The sequence below is a fragment of the Lentzea xinjiangensis genome, assembly GCF_900110955.1.
In the GTDB taxonomy this organism is placed as follows: Bacteria; Actinomycetota; Actinomycetes; order Mycobacteriales; family Pseudonocardiaceae; genus Lentzea; species Lentzea xinjiangensis.
In genome coordinates, this window is the sequence record NZ_FOFR01000002.1 from 682,273 (window position 1) to 698,785 (window position 16,513).

General features: G+C 71.0%; 18 protein-coding genes. 4 read left to right on the plus strand and 14 right to left on the minus strand.

Features of this window, described 5'->3' with window-relative positions; translation table 11 throughout:
* Nucleotides 1-222: 222 nt before the first annotated feature.
* Together BMW88_RS08680 and lysS are read right to left on the minus strand one after the other, a co-directional pair.
* On the minus strand, nt 223-570 hold the full coding sequence (locus tag BMW88_RS08680; RefSeq protein WP_030471050.1) for a histone-like nucleoid-structuring protein Lsr2: 348 nt from the start codon (nt 568-570) through the stop codon (nt 223-225).
* A 113-nt stretch (nt 571-683) separates the two neighbouring features.
* Nucleotides 684-2,138 carry a lysine--tRNA ligase gene (gene lysS / locus BMW88_RS08685; protein WP_089950283.1) on the minus strand — a complete coding sequence of 485 codons (1,455 nt, stop codon included), beginning with the start codon at nt 2,136-2,138 and terminating at the stop codon, nt 684-686.
* 136 nt (nt 2,139-2,274) lie between these two features.
* Between lysS and BMW88_RS08690 the strand changes: the two genes are divergently transcribed.
* Nucleotides 2,275-3,030 carry a class I SAM-dependent methyltransferase gene (locus tag BMW88_RS08690; RefSeq protein ID WP_089950049.1) on the plus strand — a complete coding sequence of 252 codons (756 nt, stop codon included), beginning with the start codon at nt 2,275-2,277 and terminating at the stop codon, nt 3,028-3,030.
* Here the strand turns inward: BMW88_RS08690 and BMW88_RS08695 are convergent.
* The 5 genes from BMW88_RS08695 to BMW88_RS08715 all read right to left on the minus strand — a co-directional run bounded on the left by BMW88_RS08695 (nt 3,020) and on the right by BMW88_RS08715 (nt 7,349).
* A complete protein-coding gene (locus BMW88_RS08695) occupies nt 3,020-3,814 on the minus strand; it encodes a type III pantothenate kinase (protein WP_089950050.1) in 795 nt (264 codons plus the stop codon). The two genes, BMW88_RS08690 and BMW88_RS08695, sit on opposite strands and share 11 nt — an antisense overlap.
* Before the next feature lie 14 nt (nt 3,815-3,828).
* The gene (gene panD, locus BMW88_RS08700; protein WP_089950051.1) at nt 3,829-4,299 is read right to left on the minus strand and encodes an aspartate 1-decarboxylase; all 471 of its coding nucleotides are present in this window, start codon (nt 4,297-4,299) and stop codon (nt 3,829-3,831) included.
* 10 nt (nt 4,300-4,309) lie between these two features.
* Nucleotides 4,310-5,209 (minus strand): pantoate--beta-alanine ligase, encoded by a 900-nt coding sequence (gene panC / locus BMW88_RS08705; protein ID WP_089950052.1) that lies wholly within the window; start codon nt 5,207-5,209, stop codon nt 4,310-4,312.
* Between the two features lies 1 nt (nt 5,210).
* Nucleotides 5,211-6,101 (minus strand): Rossmann-like and DUF2520 domain-containing protein, encoded by an 891-nt coding sequence (locus tag BMW88_RS08710; protein ID WP_089950053.1) that lies wholly within the window; start codon nt 6,099-6,101, stop codon nt 5,211-5,213.
* A 102-nt stretch (nt 6,102-6,203) separates the two neighbouring features.
* Nucleotides 6,204-7,349, minus strand: a complete 1,146-nt coding sequence (locus BMW88_RS08715) for a PrsW family intramembrane metalloprotease (protein WP_177221000.1) — start codon at nt 7,347-7,349, stop codon at nt 6,204-6,206.
* A 29-nt stretch (nt 7,350-7,378) separates the two neighbouring features.
* On the opposite strand from BMW88_RS08715, the gene BMW88_RS08720 reads away from it, so the two are divergent.
* From BMW88_RS08720 to BMW88_RS08730, 3 genes are read left to right on the plus strand one after another with little or no spacing between them, the layout of a single operon-like run.
* Nucleotides 7,379-8,293 (plus strand): SAM-dependent methyltransferase, encoded by a 915-nt coding sequence (locus BMW88_RS08720; protein ID WP_218148009.1) that lies wholly within the window; start codon nt 7,379-7,381, stop codon nt 8,291-8,293.
* A gap of 17 nt (nt 8,294-8,310) precedes the next feature.
* Entirely contained in the window at nt 8,311-8,733 is a 423-nt protein-coding gene (locus BMW88_RS08725; RefSeq protein ID WP_143116013.1) for a DUF1203 domain-containing protein, read from the plus strand.
* A 12-nt stretch (nt 8,734-8,745) separates the two neighbouring features.
* Nucleotides 8,746-9,831 (plus strand): NADH-quinone oxidoreductase subunit D, encoded by a 1,086-nt coding sequence (locus BMW88_RS08730; protein ID WP_089950056.1) that lies wholly within the window; start codon nt 8,746-8,748, stop codon nt 9,829-9,831.
* Between the two features lie 24 nt (nt 9,832-9,855).
* On the opposite strand, the gene BMW88_RS08735 is transcribed toward BMW88_RS08730, so the two are convergent.
* From BMW88_RS08735 to ftsH, 7 genes are read right to left on the minus strand one after another with little or no spacing between them, the layout of a single operon-like run.
* Entirely contained in the window at nt 9,856-11,388 is a 1,533-nt protein-coding gene (locus BMW88_RS08735) for a DUF6779 domain-containing protein (RefSeq protein WP_143116014.1), read from the minus strand.
* 50 nt (nt 11,389-11,438) lie between these two features.
* Nucleotides 11,439-11,891 carry a DUF3180 domain-containing protein gene (locus tag BMW88_RS08740; protein WP_089950058.1) on the minus strand — a complete coding sequence of 151 codons (453 nt, stop codon included), beginning with the start codon at nt 11,889-11,891 and terminating at the stop codon, nt 11,439-11,441.
* Nucleotides 11,888-12,382, minus strand: coding sequence for a 2-amino-4-hydroxy-6-hydroxymethyldihydropteridine diphosphokinase (gene folK, locus BMW88_RS08745; RefSeq protein ID WP_089950059.1), 495 nt, complete (start codon nt 12,380-12,382; stop codon nt 11,888-11,890). The genes BMW88_RS08740 and folK overlap by 4 nt, the downstream gene beginning before the upstream one ends.
* The gene (folB, locus tag BMW88_RS08750) at nt 12,379-12,774 is read right to left on the minus strand and encodes a dihydroneopterin aldolase (RefSeq protein WP_089950060.1); all 396 of its coding nucleotides are present in this window, start codon (nt 12,772-12,774) and stop codon (nt 12,379-12,381) included. The genes folK and folB overlap by 4 nt, the downstream gene beginning before the upstream one ends.
* On the minus strand, nt 12,767-13,552 hold the full coding sequence (gene folP / locus BMW88_RS08755; RefSeq protein ID WP_089950061.1) for a dihydropteroate synthase: 786 nt from the start codon (nt 13,550-13,552) through the stop codon (nt 12,767-12,769). Before folP ends, folB begins: the two co-directional genes overlap by 8 nt.
* Nucleotides 13,553-13,584: 32 nt before the next feature.
* A complete protein-coding gene (gene folE, locus BMW88_RS08760) occupies nt 13,585-14,232 on the minus strand; it encodes a GTP cyclohydrolase I FolE (RefSeq protein ID WP_089950062.1) in 648 nt (215 codons plus the stop codon).
* On the minus strand, nt 14,229-16,421 hold the full coding sequence (gene ftsH / locus BMW88_RS08765) for an ATP-dependent zinc metalloprotease FtsH (RefSeq protein WP_089950063.1): 2,193 nt from the start codon (nt 16,419-16,421) through the stop codon (nt 14,229-14,231). The genes folE and ftsH overlap by 4 nt, the downstream gene beginning before the upstream one ends.
* Nucleotides 16,422-16,513 lie beyond the last annotated feature (92 nt).

The following is a 16,513-nucleotide window of genomic DNA, read 5'->3' on the forward strand; positions in this document are numbered from 1 at the left end:
GAACTTCTGCCGCCTACTGACGAGGCACCGCGCGGTCCAGGTCACACCGCGCCGGCGAACGGCCGCATGAAGATCAGAACGCGATATTCACGCCGAACGTTGTGAAGTCAACCAATCTCGTTTGGGCACCTCCGGTCCGCGGCCGCGGACGGGCCGGCACTCGAATAACACGAAGGGGTTCCGAGGAATCTTCCCCGGAACCCCTTCGTGTTTTGCCGAATTTCAGCCCTGCTGGTGGTAGGCGTCGAGCACCTCGGCCGGGATGCGACCCCGGTCCGACACCTTCATGCCCTGCTTGCGGGCCCACTCGCGAATGGCCTGGTTCTGCTCACGATCCGCTGATGCCGGACGCGCCTTCACACCGGCCGGACGGCCGGGACCGACGCGCTTGCGACCACCCGCACGACGTGCACTTCCCACGAAGTCGGCCAAGGCATCGCGAAGTTTGCCCGCATTCCCCGAGGAAAGGTCGATCGTGTAGCTGACACCGTCCAGCCCGAACTCGACGGTCTCCTCCGCAGTGGAGCCGTCCAGGTCGTCGACGAGGGTCACCGTGACCTTCTGCGCCATGCGTATCCTCCTGGACCCCGAATGCGCGGTCACCCGCACGCCAACTAATGCCTCTCGCGACGCAGGTTAGCGCACGGATGCCGCATTGCACCGATCGACATCCGGAAAGTTACTCATTCAGGGCGAACGAGCGGGAACAAGATGGTCTCCCGGATACCCAGTCCGGTGAGGGCCATCAGCAGCCGATCGATACCCATTCCGACACCACCACTCGGTGGCATTCCGTACTCCAGTGATCGCAGAAAGTCTTCGTCGATCGGCATGGCCTCGACGTCGCCGGCCGCGCCAAGACGCGCCTGCGCTTCCAGGCGTTCCCGCTCGATGACCGGGTCGACCAGTTCGGAGTAACCGGTGCCCAGTTCGAATCCGCGGACGTACAGATCCCACTTTTCGGCGACACCGGGCTTGCTGCGGTGCTGCCTGGTCAGCGGGGACGTCTCGACCGGGTAGTCGCGCACGAACGTCGGGGCGTGCAGGGAGCCGGACACCAGGTGCTCCCAGAGCTCCTCGACCAGCTTGCCGTGCCCGAACTTGGGGTTCAGCTCGAGTTCGTGGCGGTCGCAAAGCTTGCGCAGCACCTCGACCGGCGTCTCGGGGGTGATTTCCTCACCGACCGCGCCGGACAACGACTCGTAGATGCTGAGCGTCGTCCATTCACCCGACAGGTCGTACTCGGTGCCGTCGGCCAACGTGACGATCTGAGATCCCGTCACGGCTTCCGCCGCTTCCTGGATCAGCTCCCGCGTGAGTACGGCGTTCGAGTCGTACGTGGCGTACGCCTCGTAGTACTCCAGCATGGAAAACTCGGGCGAATGTGACGAGTCCACACCCTCGTTGCGGAAGTTGCGGTTGATCTCGAAGACCTTCTCGATGCCGCCGACCACGCAGCGCTTCAAGTACAGCTCCGGCGCGATGCGGAGGTACAGATCGATGTCGAGCGCGTTCGAGTGCGTGATGAACGGGCGCGCGCTCGCACCTCCTTGCAGCGTCTGCAACATCGGCGTCTCGACTTCGAGGAATCCACGCCGGTGGAACGAGTCGCGCAGAGAACGAACGACGTTCGCACGGGTCCGAACAGTGTCGCGCGCGGTCGGCCGCAGGATGAGGTCGACGTATCGCTGGCGAATGCGGGTTTCCTCGCCGAGTTCCTTGTGCGCGACCGGCAGCGGGCGCAGCGACTTCGACGTGATCCGCCACGCGTCGGCCATCACGGAAAGCTCACCGCGGCGCGAGCTGATGACCTCGCCGTGCACGAAAACGTGGTCACCGAGGTCGACGTCGGTCTTCCACTCGGAAAGCGCTTCCTCGCCCACGCCGGCCAGGCTCAGCATCGCCTGGAGTTCGGTGCCGTCGCCTTCGCGCAACGTCGCGAAGCACAGCTTTCCGGTGTTGCGCAGGAACATCACCCGTCCGGTGACACCGACCACCTGGCCGGTCTGCGTGTCGGGTTCGAGGTCGGGATGGGCCTCGCGGATCTCACGCAACGTGTGCGTGCGCTCCACCTCGACGGGATACGGCTCCTTGCCGGAAGCGAGCAGCCGCGCACGCTTCTCCCGGCGCACGCGCATCTGCTCGGGCAGGTCTTCTTCGCTGGTCACGGCGTTTTGCTTCGGCTGCTCACTCACGCCGAGAAGGGTACGGAAGCCCTCGTGGGCAGAGCGCACCGGATACCCCGGCAGAACCCGGACACCCTAAGTTGGACGAATGGATCTACACGCGAGGCGAGCGGACTCGTTCGGCGCGCAGGCCGAGGCCTACGCCGAACACCGGCCTGACTATCCCGTGGCGGCGATCCGGTGGGCGCTGGAGCCCCTGGCCACGTCCGAGCGGTTAGAGCTGCTCGACCTGGCGGCCGGCACCGGCAAGCTGGCCGCGGGACTCGTCGCGGAGGGGCACCGCGTCACGGCCGTGGAACCCAACGAGCAAATGCTGTCCGAACTGGTCCGGCGTGTGCACGACGTGCGCGCGCTGCCTGGGCATGCCGAGCACATCCCGGTCCCGGACCACACGGTCGATGCCGTGTTCGTGGGCACCGCGTTCCACTGGTTCGACCAGGAGAAGGCACTGCCGGAGATCGCCCGCGTGCTGCGTCCCGGCGGCGTGCTCGCGGCGATGTGGAACGAGCCGGACACCGACGTCGAGTGGGTGGCGGAGTTCGAGCGGATCTCGGGCACGAGCGTCGAGAGCCAGCGGGACGCGCCGACGTGCGTGCGACCGCACCCGCTGTTCGAGGCAGTTGAACGGCGGGCGTTCGCGCACGCGCACCACCGGAACTCCCCGGAAGACCTGATCGCCACGACCAACACCCTTTCGCGCATGCTCGTCATCGACGACGAGGAGCGCGCGGCGGTCAACGAGAAGCTGCTCGCGTTCCTGCGGTCACGCCCGGAGACGTCGAACGGGCCGTTCGACGTCCCCTTGCGCACGGAGGTGACGCGGATGGTCTGCGTCAGCGAATAGCGGGCATGTTGCGCTCGAAGACGAGCCGCAGCCCCAGCAGGGTCAGGTCGGGCACGTGGTGCGCGATCGTCGAGGACTCCGAGACCACCAGCGGCGCGAGACCACCGGTCGCGATCACCGTGACCGGGCCGGGATCGGTCTGCTGGAGCTCCTCGGCGATCCTGCGCACCAGCCCGTCCACCTGGCCGACGAACCCGTAGACGATGCCGGACTGCAGGCACTCCACGGTGTTCTTGCCGATCACGTTGCGCGGCCTGACCAGCTCGACCTTGCGCAGCTGGGCGGCGCGGGCGGCCAGGGCGTCGACCGAGATCTCGATGCCGGGAGCGAGCGCGCCGCCGAGGAACTCGCCGCGCGACGAGATGACGTCGAGGTTCGTGGACGTGCCGAAGTCGACCACGATGCACGAGGTCGAGTAGAGGTGGTGCGCGGCCAGCGTGTTGATCACGCGGTCCGAGCCCACCTCCTTCGGGTTGTCCACGAGCAGCGGCACGCCGGTCTTCACACCCGGCTCCACCAGCACCTTCGGCACGGCGTCGTAGTAGCGGCCGAGCATCACCCGCAGCTCGCGCAGCACCGCGGGCACCGTGGACAGCGCCGCGATGCCGGTGATCTTGTCGGCGTACTCGCCGAGCAGGCCGCGCATGGTGAGCGCGAGCTCGTCGGCGGTCATCCTGGCGTCGGTGCGCATGCGCCAGTCGCGCACGAGCGGGGCCGAGTCACCGGCCCCGTCGTACAGGCCGAGCACGATGTTGGTGTTGCCGACGTCGATGGCGAGCAGCACTTGGTGTTCCTTCGTCAGTTGTCGGCCTGGATCAACGCGTCCAGCGCGGTCGCCTCAACGGTCTCAGAAGACGGCGCGCTCGTGGAGCCGTTCACCAGACCGGAGCCCTCGGGGGCGTGCGCGGGGTCGGTGCCGAGGTCGACGACCTTGTTGTCGGCGTCCACGAAGACGACCCGCGGCTTGTAGGTGCGGGACTCGGCGTCGTCCATCTGCCCGTAGGCGATCAGGATCACGATGTCACCGGGGTGCACGAGGTGTGCCGCCGCGCCGTTGATTCCCAGCACGCCGGTGCCGCGCTCACCGGGGATGACGTAGGTCTCCAGGCGCGCGCCGTTGGTGACGTCGACGATGGCGACCTGCTCGCCCGCCAGCAGGTCGGCGGCCTCCATCAGGTCCTCGTCCACCGTCACCGAGCCCACGTAGTGCAGGTCGGCCTGCGTCACGGTCGCGCGGTGGATCTTGGACTTCAGCATCGTGCGGAACATGCCACTCCCCCTACTCGTCGCCTTTGCCGAGCAACACCGCGATGTTGTCGATCAGACGGGTGGAACCGACGCGCGCTGCCACGAGCAGCCGGGCGTCGCCGTTCTCCGGCGCGGGGCCGAGGTCGGTCCCGCGCAGCTCCAGGTAGTCGAGCTCGATCCCCGGCTCCTGCGCCAGCACGCCGTGCGCGGCCTTGAGCACCGCGTCCGCGCCCTGGGACGACACGTGCGCGCCGGCGGTGAGCGCGGCCGACAGCGTCACCGCCTGCTGGCGCTGCTCCGGGGTCAGGTAGGCGTTGCGCGACGACAGGGCGAGACCGTCGTGCTCGCGGACCGTCGGCACGCCGACGACGTCGAGCGGGAAGTTCAGGTCGCGCGCCATCCGGTGGATGAGCTGGAGCTGCTGGTAGTCCTTCTGCCCGAACACCGCGTACGTGGGCTGCACGATGTTGAACAGCTTCGACACCACGGTCAGCACGCCCGCGAAGTGGCCGGGACGCGACGCGCCCTCCAGCTCGTCGCCCAGCGGGCCGGGGTGCACGGTGACCCGCGCGCCCCCGGAGCCGTCCGGGTACATGTCCTCGACGGAGGGGGCGAACACCAGGCCGACGCGCTCCTCGCGGCAGATGCCCAGGTCGTCCTCGAACTGCCGCGGGTACTTGGCGAGGTCCTCGTTCGGCCCGAACTGCAGCGGGTTCACGAAGATCGACACGACGACCACCGTGTTCTGCATGACCTGCGCCTCGCGGATGAGCTGCCGGTGGCCCGCGTGCAGCGCGCCCATCGTGGGCACGAGCGCGATGTTGCGGCCGGCGCTGCGCAGCGCTTTGACCACGCGGGTGAGCCGCTGCGGGTCGCGGTGCACCGTGACGTCGTCGGCGCGGTAGTCGTCCTTGGTCAGTGGCTTGGTCACGTCAGTCCTCGAGAGTGGTGCGAACGTCGTCGGCCGCGTCGGGCTTGAGCAGCCCGGAGTGCTCGGCCCGGCCGGCGGTGCGGCGGGCGAGCACGCGGTAGCTGGGCAGGATTGCGGGTGCCTGCTCGGCGAGCACGCCGAGGTGCTTGCGCAAGGTACCCGTGTCGCCGCGGGCGACCGGACCGGTGAGGGCGCGGTCACCGTGGCGCAGCGCGTTGTCGAGCGCGGCGGACAGCAACGGGCCGAGCAGGCGTTCGGCGTTGGCGACGCCCGCGTTCGTGAGCAGGTCGGCGGCGTCGCGGACCAGCGTGATCAGGTGGTTCGCGCCGTGGGCCAGTGCCGCGTGGTAGAGCGGGCGGACCGCCTCCGGCACCCTCACCGGCTCGGCGTCCATCTCCACGACCAGGGCCTCGCCGACGCTCCACGCGACCTCGTCGCCGTCCGCGGCCGTGACGCCGACGCACGCCGAGCTCATCCGCTGCACGTCCTCCGAGCGGCCGGTGAAGGTCATGACGGGGTGCAGGGCGAGCGTGAGGGCGCCGAGTCCGGCCGCGGGTCCGAGCACGCGCACGCCCTGCGCGCCGCTGGTGTGCACGACGATCTGCCCCGCGCGCAGCGACTCCGTGGCGACCAGGCCTTTGACCAGGCCTTCCAGCTCGTCGTCCGGCACAGCCAGCAGCACGAGGTCGGCGCGCCGGGCGACCTCGGTCGGATCTTCGACGGGGACACCGGGCAGCAGCTCTTCCGCGCGGTCGCGGGAGGCCTGGGAGACGGCGGACGTGCCGACGACCACGTGGCCCGCTCTGGCCAGCGCGGCGCCCAGCACCGAGCCGACCCGGCCTGCCGAGACGACACCGACGGCGAGCCTGGCCGGACGTGGGGTCGCGTCCATGCGACTAACTCCTTCAGACGTTCCAGTCCCTGGTGCGGGTACCGGACGACGCCGCCGAGGGTAGTCCCGCAGGTCCCCGCCGGGGCGGGCCGGTGACGGGACTCACCGGCGGGCGGCGGCCCTGGCGGCGTGCAGGGTGTCGAGCAGCACGCCGTGGCGCTGCTCGGCGCTCTGGCCCGCCGTCCCCTGTTCGATGCGGTGCCGCAGGAAGGCCAGCTCGGTGACCGCGATCTGGTAGTCGCGCACCGACCTGGCCGCGGCGTCCCCCGACTTGCGCTTGACCGCGCGCAGCCAGTTCCGGCGCCCGTTGAGGCTCGCGAGCAGGGCGACCTCGCTGTTCGCGATCCACCGGTTCTGCGCCATCGCGGCGAGCTGGCCGGCCACTATCCGCTGCTCCCTGCGCCGCTGCCACACCACGATCGCGACTGCTCCGGCGAACACCGGCACCATGATCAGGAAGTACAGGTTGATGAAGTCCGACCCCGTGCCGACGGTGGTCGAGAAGTTCCACAGCGAGTGCAGCCCGACCGCGGTCAGGTACCCGCCGATCGGCGCGAGGACGCGCGTCGTGGCGTGGCTCGTGCTGGCCGCGATGCCGACCCCGATGCCGGTCATCGCCGTGAACAGCGGGTGCGCGAACGGCGACAGCACCCCGCGCAACACGAACAGCGCGATCACGCCGCCGCCCATGTCGCCGAGCCCGTTCTCCAGGAAGACCCGGCCGAAGTACCAGATGTTCTCGGTGAAGGCGAAGCCCGCGGCCGTGATGCCGGCGTAGACCATGCCGTCGACGACACCGTCGAACTCGTGCCGCCGGCGCGCGAACACGGCGATGAGGAACGCGGCCTTGGTCGCCTCCTCGACGATCGGCGCCCCGACCACGGCGGTGAACGTCGTGCCGTCGTTGGTGAGCAGGTCGCCGAGCACCCTGGAGGTCTGGTTGAACGCGAGCGAGCTGATCGTCGCCCCGCACGCGCCCCACAGGAACGCGAAGAGCAGCATCTTCGCCGGCTCCGGCTCCCACCTGTCGATCCACAGGAACGCGCTCACCACGAACGCGACGGGGATCAGCGCCGCGGCGGCACCGACCAGCAGCGGCTCGATGCCGATGCTCGACGTGCCGAGCGCGAACAGCACAAGACCAGCCGCCGCGAGCGCGATCAGCGCCACGACGGGGAACAGGACGGTCCAGCGGCGCTGCTCGATGCGCTTGCGGCCCTGCGTCGGCGTGAGGTCGGCGTCGTTCACGAAAATGACCTTAGATGCACACTTGTCCGGTGTTCGACTGGGAAGCCGCTTGGCACGCCGCGCTCTACGGACCGTCCGGCTTCTTCGCGCGCGGGGAGAAGCCGTCGGCGCACTTCCGCACCTCGCCCCTCGTGGGTCCGGAGCTGGCCGTCGCGCTGGTCGAGCTGCTGTCGCGGGTGGACGCCGCGCTGGGATTTCCCCCGGTCGTGGACTTCGTGGACGTCGGCGCCGGCGGAGGTGAGCTGGCCTTCGCGGTGCGGTCGCTCGCCACCGGGTCGCTGGCTGCGCGGCTGCGGGTGACCGCCGTCGAGCTCGGCCCTCCCGTCGAGCTGCCGGGGGTCCGGTGGACCTCCGCCGTGCCGGAGTGCGTCGGGCTGCTGGTCGGGCACGAGTGGCTCGACTCGATCCCCTGCCCGGTGGTGACCGGGCCGTCCTCTGACCCGTGGATCACCCGGTGGTGGCCTTCCCTGGCCGACGGCGCGCAGGCCGAGGTCGGAGCGCCCAGGGACGCCGCCTGGGCCGCCGCGGTCGCCTCGGTGCGGGGAGCGGCGCTGGCCGTCGACTACGGGCACCTGGTGTCCTCCCGGCGGTTCACGCTGACCGGGTACCGGGCCGGGCGCCAGGTGCCGGTCGTGTTCGACGGGTCCTGCGACATCACCGCGCACGTGGCCCTGGACGCCTGTGCCGCGGCGGCCGGCGGGGACCGGGTGCTGGTGTCGCAGCGGGACGCCCTGGCCGCGCTGGGTCTCACCGGGACGGTGTCCGGGTCCGGGTGGGAGTGGCTGGAGTCGGCCGCCCGTGCCGGGCGGATCGCCGAGCTCCGCGACCCCGCCGGCCTCGGGTCGTTCGGGTGGCTGTTGCACGGCAACGGGATCCCGGTGTCGTCGCTGCTGCCCCCGCTGCCGCCCTGGTGTCCGGATCCCGCCAGCTTTCCGGAGCTGTGAGGACGATCGTCGTGGCCATGCGAATCCACACCGTGCCACCGTCCGCCGCCCTGTCCGACCCCGGCCGCGAGCACCGGGCGACCGAGCCGGGGGTGCCGTTGCGGTGCTGCCTGCGGAAGTCGCTGCCCGGTGAACCGGTCTGGCTGTTCCGCTACTCCCCCGCCCACGGCAAGGGCCCGTACTCCGAGGTCGGGCCGATCTTCACGCACGTCGAGTGCACCGGCGCACCCTCGCACGACCGCCTGCCCGCCGCGCTGCTGAACAGCCCCCGCGTCCTGCGGTCCTACAACGCCGCGGGTCAGATCCACGACGGCGAGGTGGTGCAGCCCGGATCGTTCGACCGCGCCGTCGACGACCTGCTCACCGATCCCTCGATCGAGTCGCTCCAGGTCCGGAGCCTGTCGCACGGGTGCTTCCTCTTCGCGGTCACGCGGACGTGAAACCATGCTCGGGTGAGCGAGCAGATCACCGTCGGCGTGGGCGCGGGCGCCCGGTACCTGGGCGTGGACCGCGTGATCGACCTGGGGCCGGTGCACCCGTCCGCCCACGGCGCCTACCGCCTGCGCCTGACCGTCACCCCGGAGCTGGTGATCACCGCCGCCGAGCCCCTCGTCGGCCACCTGCACCGCGGCGCGGAGAAGCTCTTCGAGGTCCGCGACTACCGGCAGGTCCTGACGCTCGCCAACCGCCACGACTGGCTGTCCGCGTTCTGCAACGAGCTGGCCGTGGCGCTGGCCGTCGAACGCATGACGGGCATGGACGTTCCCGCACGAGCCCAGTGGCTGCGCGTGCTGCTGTGCGAGCTCAACCGGCTGATGGCGCACATGGTGTTCCTGACTCCGTTGTGCCCCAAAGCCGCCGTGTACCGCGAGGGCGTCCAGACCCTGATGGAGGAGGCCTCCGGCGGGCGCATCCACTTCATGTTCAACCGGATCGGCGGCCTGCGCGAGGACGTCCCGGCGGGCTGGACCGGCAGGGTCGCCGCCTTCCTGTCCACAGTGGACCCGTCGGCGCTCGACGTCGACCACGGGAAGCTCGAAGGGCTCGGCGTTCTGCCGCACGCGGACGCGTTGGCGTACGGCGTCACCGGACCGATCGGCCGTGCCAGCGGCGTGGACTTCGACCTGCGGCGCGACGACCCGCTGCCCGCCTACCGGTCGCTGGGCTTCACGCCCGTCGTGCGCACCGGGGGCGATGCCGCCGCGCGCGTGCTCTGCATGATCGACGAGGTCCGCCTGTCGACGACCCTCGCGACGGCGTGCCTGGACCAGTTGCCGGGCGGGCCGGTGAACGTCCGGCTGCCCAAGGCCGTCAAGGCGCCGGAGGGGTCGGTCTACACCCGCGTCGAGGCGCCGCTCGGCACCTCGGGCGTGCACCTGTCGTCACGTGGCGAGAAGACGCCGTGGCGGCTGAAGCTGCGCACGCCGTCGTTCAACAACGTGCAGGCGCTGTCCGCGCTCCTGCCCGGCACGAAGGTCGACGACCTGCCGGCCGTGCTGAGCTCGTTCGCCGTCATCGTCGGCGACATCGACAAGTGACGGGCAAGTGACCGGCCCGGACCGCTAGTCCTCGCGGCGGCGACGGCGGCGGGGTGCGTCCCCACCGCCGAGGGAGGCCAGCAGCTCGCTCACGGACTTGCCGTCCGCGTGCGCGCCCGACGGGTCTTCCGGCGCGGCACGGCGGCCGGTCGAGACTGCGGGCAGGCGCGTGGACGAGTCCTCGGCCACGCGACGTCCGGCGACCGGCACGTCCTCGGCGGCACGCCGGCCGGTCGGCACCACCGGCAGCTTGGCCGACGACTGCTCGGCGGCGCGCCGGCCCACGGGCGGCAGCGACACCAGCGAGTCCTCGGAGGCCGTGCGCCGGGCCGGGGCCTCGTCGGCACGCCTGCGGCCACCGGAGCCCGACGGGCTGTCCGGCTTGAGCGTCTCCCACGAGCCGCTGTCCTGCGCGGGCGCGGGACGGTCGTCGGCGCGGCGGCGGCCGCCACCGGTCGCCTGCAACGACTTCGGGTCGATCATCTCGGTCCGCTCGGCGACGCGGGACCGCTGCGGCTCCGGCTTGCGGGTTTCCGGGGCCTTGGCGGCGGGCGCCTTCGCCGGCTGCTCCGGGCGCGGCAACGCCTCGGTGCGGTTCTGCTGCGGCCTCGGCACGCGTTCGGTCCGCTGCGCCTGCGCCTGCACGGGCTGGGCCTTCACCGTCGGCGGCTGCGCCTTCTGCGGCTGGGGCTGCTGCGGTGGTGCCTTCTGCGGCTGGGGTTGCTGCGGTTGCGGTTTCTGCGGGGCGGCGGGCGGCGCGGCGTTCAGCCTGGCCGACACCGCGGCGGCGGCGGACCTCGGCTGCGGGCGGACCGGCTCCTGCTTCGCCGCCTTCGCGGGCTCGCGGCGCGCCGCGGCGGGCTGCGGGCGCGGTGGGTTCCTGGTCGGCTCCGGGCGGGCGGGCTCCGGCCGGGCGGGTTCGCGGCGCGGCGGCTGCACCTTCGCCTCGTGGGCGACGCGCTCGATCAGCTCGGTGCGCTCGGACGGCTTCTCCACCGGGACCGAGGACGTGGCGACCACCGGCTTGGCGTTGATGACGCGCTTCTCGGGGGCCGCGGCCAGCCGGGCCGCCTCCGAGCCGAGCGAGCGCAGCCGGGTCGACTCCGCGCGCAGGGCGACGCGTTCGACCAGCACATCGCCGCCCAGCAACGCCTGGAGGTTGTCGCGCAACGCGTGCAGGTCGGCGCGCAAGGCCTCGATGTCCGCGCGGGACTCCTCCTCGATGCGCCTGCGGGTCTCCGCCTCGACCTCCAGCTCGTACTCGCGGCGGGCCGCGACCTCGCGCTCGAGCTCCAGCTCGTAGACGGACTGGAGGTCGGCCACCTCGTCGTCGCGCTCAGTGACCTGCTTGCGGTACTTGGCGGCGAGGAAAGCGCCCACCAGGGCCGCCCACAGCGCGGCCACCACGGCCAGGCGCAGCATTCGGGCGCTGTCACTCAGCACGAGCACCGCCGCGGCCACCAGAGCGAGCGCCAATGCCGCTACCAACAGCAATCGCCCGGAGCCACGACCGTGATCTTCCTGCTCGTCGTCGATCGACGCGCCTCGCCCGGTCATGGGCACTACGGTACCGCGTAGTTATGCGACTGAGACCTACGGCCGGGTATCTATTCGTTCCCGGAACTCTCACCGGGTGTCTTGCAGCAGTGCTCCAGCCACAGCGCCGCCGCCGTCAGCGCGAGCGCCGAGATCATCCCGACGACGGCGGCCACCAGGTCGTTCGACGCCGCGGGGAACGAGTCGCGGACGGGGCCGACGAAGATCAGCACCCCTGCCCACGCGCCGAGCATCAGGGCGCCCAGCACCGACGAGGCCTTCGCCAGCGCGACGGCGCGGGCCGCGGTCAGCGGCTGCACGGCACGGGCTCCCGGCTTGCGCTGGATCCTGGCGCGCAACGAGAACGCGAGCACGACCTCCACGACCGCGATGACGAACAGCGTCGACCCGGCCAGCACCGGCAGCGGGGGCAACGAGTCGTACGAGAGCCTCAGGACCAGGTGCGCCAGGATCCCGGCGATGATCGCGACGGCTGCCAGGTCGCGGGGGCGGGTGAACCTCACGAGTCCATCCAACCCGAGAGCACGAGGTCGTCGCGCCGCCGCACCCCGTCCGACGAGAACTCCAGCCGCGCAACGGGTCCGTGGCCCGGCAGGACGGCGTCCGGCTCGACGTCGAGCCACGGGACGAGGACCGTTGCGCGCTCGAACGCCCCAGGATGCGGCAGGAGCAGCTCCGGGTGGTCCGAGGTCACCCCGTCCACCGAAACCACGTCCACGTCCAACGTGCGCGGTCCCCAGCGCTGCTCCCGCACGCGCCCGGCGGCGTTCTCCAGCGCCTGGCCGCGGCGCAGCCAGCCCCACTCGTCGACGTCGTCGGCCGAGACGACCACCACGGCGTTGAGGAAGTCCGGCTGGTCCTCGACGCCCCACGCCGCCGTTTCGTACACGGGCGACACCGCGACGACGTGCGGCCGGAGCCCGTCCACGGCGGACTGCAGGAACGCGAGGCGGTCGCCGAGGTTCGAGCCGATCGAGAGGACCGCGCGGGTCACCGGGATTCCTTGGGGGGCAACGGCGCGGCCAGCCTGCGCGAGCGGCGGATCGTCACCGACACGTCGTCGAAGGTCAGCGGGATCGGCGCGGACGGCTTGTGCACCGTCACCTCGGCGGCGTGCAGGCGGGTGTCCGCCATCGCGGCGTCGGCGATGCGGCCGGCCACCGTCTCGATGAGATCGCACGGTTCGCCGCCGACGATCGCGGCGGCCATCTCGGCGAGCTCGCCGTAGTGGTAGGTCTGGCTCAGGTCGTCGGTCCTGGACGCCGAGCTCAGGTCCAGCCAGAGCGTGATGTCCACGACGAACTCCTGGCCGTCGCGCTTCTCGTGCTCGAACACCCCGTGGTTGCCGCGCACCCGCAGGCCCGTCAACGCGATCCGGTCAGCCATGTCCCCGCCTCCACGCACCGGCGACGGCGACCGAGTCCAGCGACCGGCCGACGTCGTGCACCCGCACACCCCACGCTCCGTTGAACGCGGCCAGAGCTGACACCGCCGCGGTCGCGTCCTCCCTGCCGTCTGGTGGACGGTTGCCGAGCAACGTGCCGAGGAAGCGTTTGCGCGACGCCCCCACCAGCACCGGGAAGCCCAGCTCCACCAGCTCGTCCAGGCGTTGCAGCAGCTCCCAGTTGTGGTCGCCGAGCTTCGCGAACCCCAGGCCGGGGTCGAGCACGATCGACGACTCCGCCACGCCCGCGGCCATCGCGGCCTCGACGCGTTCCAGCAGCTCCGTGCGCACGTCCATCACAACGTCGTCGTACCGCGCGAGGGAATCCATCCCCGCGCTGTGGCCACGCCAGTGCATGAGCACGTACGGCACGCCGGCCTCGGCGACGACGGTGGCCATCTTCGGATCGGCCAAGCCGCCGGACACGTCGTTCACGATCGACGCGCCCGCCTCCAGCGCCGCCGCCGCGACGGCGGCGCGCATGGTGTCCACGCTGACCGGCACGCCCTCGGCGACCAGCGCGCGGATCACGGGCACGACGCGGGCGATCTCCTCGGCGGCGTCGACGCGCTGAGCGCCGGGCCTCGTCGACTCGCCGCCCACGTCGACCAGGTCGGCGCCGCGCGCGTGCAGCTCGACGCCGTGGGCCACCGCCTCCTGCCGGTCGAGGTAGCGGCCTCCGTCGGAGAACGAGTCGGGCGTCACGTTCACCACGCCCATCACGACGCACCGGCCGGGACGAGGAAGAGCACTCACCGCGACCGGCCTCTGATCAGCTCGATCGCCTCCGCCCGCGTGGACGCGGACGTGCGCAGCAGCCCGCGCACCGCCGAGGTCGTCGTGCGGGAGCCGGGCTTGCGGACGCCGCGCATGCCCATGCACAGGTGCTCGGCCTCGACGACCACGATCACGCCGCGCGGCTCCAGCCTGCGCACCAGCGCGTCCGCGACCTGCGAGGTCAGCCGCTCCTGCACCTGCGGCCGCTTCGAGTACAGGTCGACCAGCCGCGCGAGCTTGGACAGCCCGGTCACCCGGCCCGCCTCGTTCGGGATGTACCCGACGTGCGCCACGCCGTGGAACGGCAGCAGGTGGTGCTCGCAGAAGCTGAACATCGGGATGTCGGTGACGAGGACGAGCTCCTCGTGGCTCTCGTCGAACGTCTTCGCGAGCACGGTGTCCGCGTCGGTGTAGAGACCCGCGAACAGCTCCCGGTAAGCCCGCGCCACCCGTGCGGGCGTGTCGCGCAGTCCTTCGCGCTCCGGGTCCTCCCCGCACGCGAGCAGCAGCTCGCGCACGGCCGCCTCGGCACGCGCCTGGTCGAAGACCCGCCGCGCGGAGACGCCGGCCTCCCCGTTGTGGGTGAGACCGGCGTCTGCGTCGAGCTGGTGGTGCTCGGTCACTTCCGCTCGTCCTGGTCCGTCTGCGGCTTCTTCGGTTCCCAGACGTTGTGCGGCTTGCCGCCGGGAACGGTCGCCGGAGTCCACCCGGGCGGCGCCCCGTAGTTCGGCGGGCCCGACTGGGCACCCGGCTGACCCGGCTGGTGGACGCCGTTGGAGCCGTTGGACGACGGCGGCTGCTCGGCCGGCTGCTCGCCGGGGGCGGGCGCCGGCAGCGGTTCCGGCTCGGCGTCGAGGGTGTCCTCGACGACCGGCGGCCACGGCTCGCCGCGTTCCTTGGCGAGCTCGCCCGGCGTCTTCACCGGCGGGATGTCGGACGGCTTGCGGTCACCGAAGTCGTTGAACTGGGTGATGCGCGGCCGCTTCTCGACGCGGGCGAAGATCCGCTCCAGGTCCTTCTGGTGCAGGGTCTCCTTCTCGAAGAGCTCGAGCGTGAGGTCGTCGAGGACGTCGCGGTAGGTGTTGAGCACCTCGTACGCCTCGGTGTGCGCGGCCTCGATGAGCTTGCGCACCTCCTCGTCGATCTCGTGCGCGACCTCGAGCGAGTAGTCCGCCTGCCGGCCGGCCGAACGGCCGAGGAAAGGCTCGCCCTGCTCCTGGCCGTACTTCACAGCGCCCAGCTTGGCGCTCATGCCGTACTCGGTGACCATCGCTCGGGCGATCTTGGTCGCCTGCTCGATGTCGTTGGACGCGCCGGTCGTGGGCTCGTGGAAGACGAGCTCCTCCGCCGAGCGGCCACCCAGTGCGAACACCAGCCGCGCGATCATCTCGGACCTGGTCATCAGGTCCTTGTCCTCTTCCGGCACCGAGAGGGTGTGGCCACCCGTGCGGCCGCGGGCGAGGATCGTGACCTTGTAGACCGGGTCGATGTCCGGCATCGCCCACGCGGCCAGGGCGTGCCCGGCCTCGTGGTAGGCCGTGATCTTCTTCTCCTTCTCGGAGATGATCCGGCTCTTGCGGGCGGGACCGCCGATCACGCGGTCCACCGACTCCTCCAGCGCGGCGGCCGTGATGACGGTGCCGTTCTGGCGCGCGGTGAGCAGCGCGGCCTCGTTGATGACGTTCGCGAGGTCGGCGCCGGAGAACCCGACGGTGCGCTTCGCGAGGCCGTCGAGGTCCGCCTCCGCGTCCAGCGGCTTGCCCTTCGAGTGCACGCGCAGGATCTGCTTGCGGCCCTTCAGGTCCGGTGCGGACACCGGGATCTGGCGGTCGAAGCGGCCGGGGCGCAGCAGGGCGGGGTCGAGGATGTCGGGGCGGTTCGTCGCCGCGATCAGGATGATCCCGCCGCGCGAGTCGAAGCCGTCCATCTCGACGAGGAGCTGGTTCAGCGTCTGCTCGCGCTCGTCGTGACCGCCGCCGAGACCGGCACCGCGGTGGCGACCCACCGCGTCGATCTCGTCGACGAAGATGATGCACGGCGCGTTCTGCTTGGCCTGCTCGAACAGGTCGCGCACCCGCGAGGCGCCGACACCGACGAACATCTCGACGAAGTCCGAGCCGGAGATCGAGTAGAACGGCACCCCGGCCTCACCGGCGACGGCCCTCGCGAGCAGCGTCTTGCCGGTGCCCGGCGGGCCGTACAGCAGCACGCCCTTGGGGATCTTCGCGCCGAGCGCCTGGTAGCGGCCGGGGTTCTGGAGGAAGTCCTTGATCTCCTCGAGCTCCTCGACGGCCTCCTCGGCGCCCGCGACGTCGGCGAACGTCGTCTTGGGCATGTCCTTGGACAACTGCTTGGCCTTGGACTTGCCGAAGTTCAGGACGCGGTTCCCACCGCCCTGGGCGTTGTTCATCATCCACATGAGCAGCAGCAGCAACAGGCCGAGCGGCACGAGGTAGATCAAGATCTGCATCAGGATGGACTCCTGGCTGACCTTGGTCTCGACGGTCGGCTTGTTGCCGGCCTGGTCGAGGACGGTGAAGATCTCGTCCGTCGAGCTGGCCGGGAACTGCGTGATCAGGCGGTTGCTGCCCTCGAACGTGGTGCCGTCGGTGAGGGTGAGGCGGAGACGCTGCTCCTTGTCCTCGATCGTGGCTTCCTTGACCTTGCCGTCCCGCACCTGTTGGAGTGCTTGGGACGTCTTGACCTGGTGGTAACCCCGTGAGTCGTCGAAGAGCACGGTGAAGACGAAGTAGAGCAGCAACACCGCAGCGATCCACAGCAGCGGGTTGCGAAGCAGGCGCTTGCGGTCCATGCACTTACGGCCGGCGGGCGGCCTCGACCCTCCCTGACTTGCGCGTCGGGCAGTGGAAGACCCACATACCGCGTCCGACCAGCCTACCGCCC

What these genes read in the sequence shown, in the direction of transcription:
- BMW88_RS08680 (WP_030471050.1), bottom strand. Translation starts at nt 570, where the DNA reads ATGGCGCAGAAGGTCACGGTGACCCTCGTCGACGACCTGGACGGCTCC.
- lysS (WP_089950283.1), bottom strand. Translation starts at nt 2,138, where the DNA reads ATGCGCGTGCGCCGGGAGAAGCGTGCGCGGCTGCTCGCTTCCGGCAAG.
- BMW88_RS08690 (WP_089950049.1), top strand. Translation starts at nt 2,275, where the DNA reads ATGGATCTACACGCGAGGCGAGCGGACTCGTTCGGCGCGCAGGCCGAG.
- panD (WP_089950051.1), bottom strand. Translation starts at nt 4,299, where the DNA reads ATGTTCCGCACGATGCTGAAGTCCAAGATCCACCGCGCGACCGTGACG.
- BMW88_RS08710 (WP_089950053.1), bottom strand. Translation starts at nt 6,101, where the DNA reads ATGGACGCGACCCCACGTCCGGCCAGGCTCGCCGTCGGTGTCGTCTCG.
- BMW88_RS08725 (WP_143116013.1), top strand. Translation starts at nt 8,311, where the DNA reads ATGCGAATCCACACCGTGCCACCGTCCGCCGCCCTGTCCGACCCCGGC.
- BMW88_RS08735 (WP_143116014.1), bottom strand. Translation starts at nt 11,388, where the DNA reads ATGACCGGGCGAGGCGCGTCGATCGACGACGAGCAGGAAGATCACGGT.
- folB (WP_089950060.1), bottom strand. Translation starts at nt 12,774, where the DNA reads ATGGCTGACCGGATCGCGTTGACGGGCCTGCGGGTGCGCGGCAACCAC.
- folP (WP_089950061.1), bottom strand. Translation starts at nt 13,552, where the DNA reads ATGGGCGTGGTGAACGTGACGCCCGACTCGTTCTCCGACGGAGGCCGC.
- ftsH (WP_089950063.1), bottom strand. Translation starts at nt 16,421, where the DNA reads ATGGACCGCAAGCGCCTGCTTCGCAACCCGCTGCTGTGGATCGCTGCG.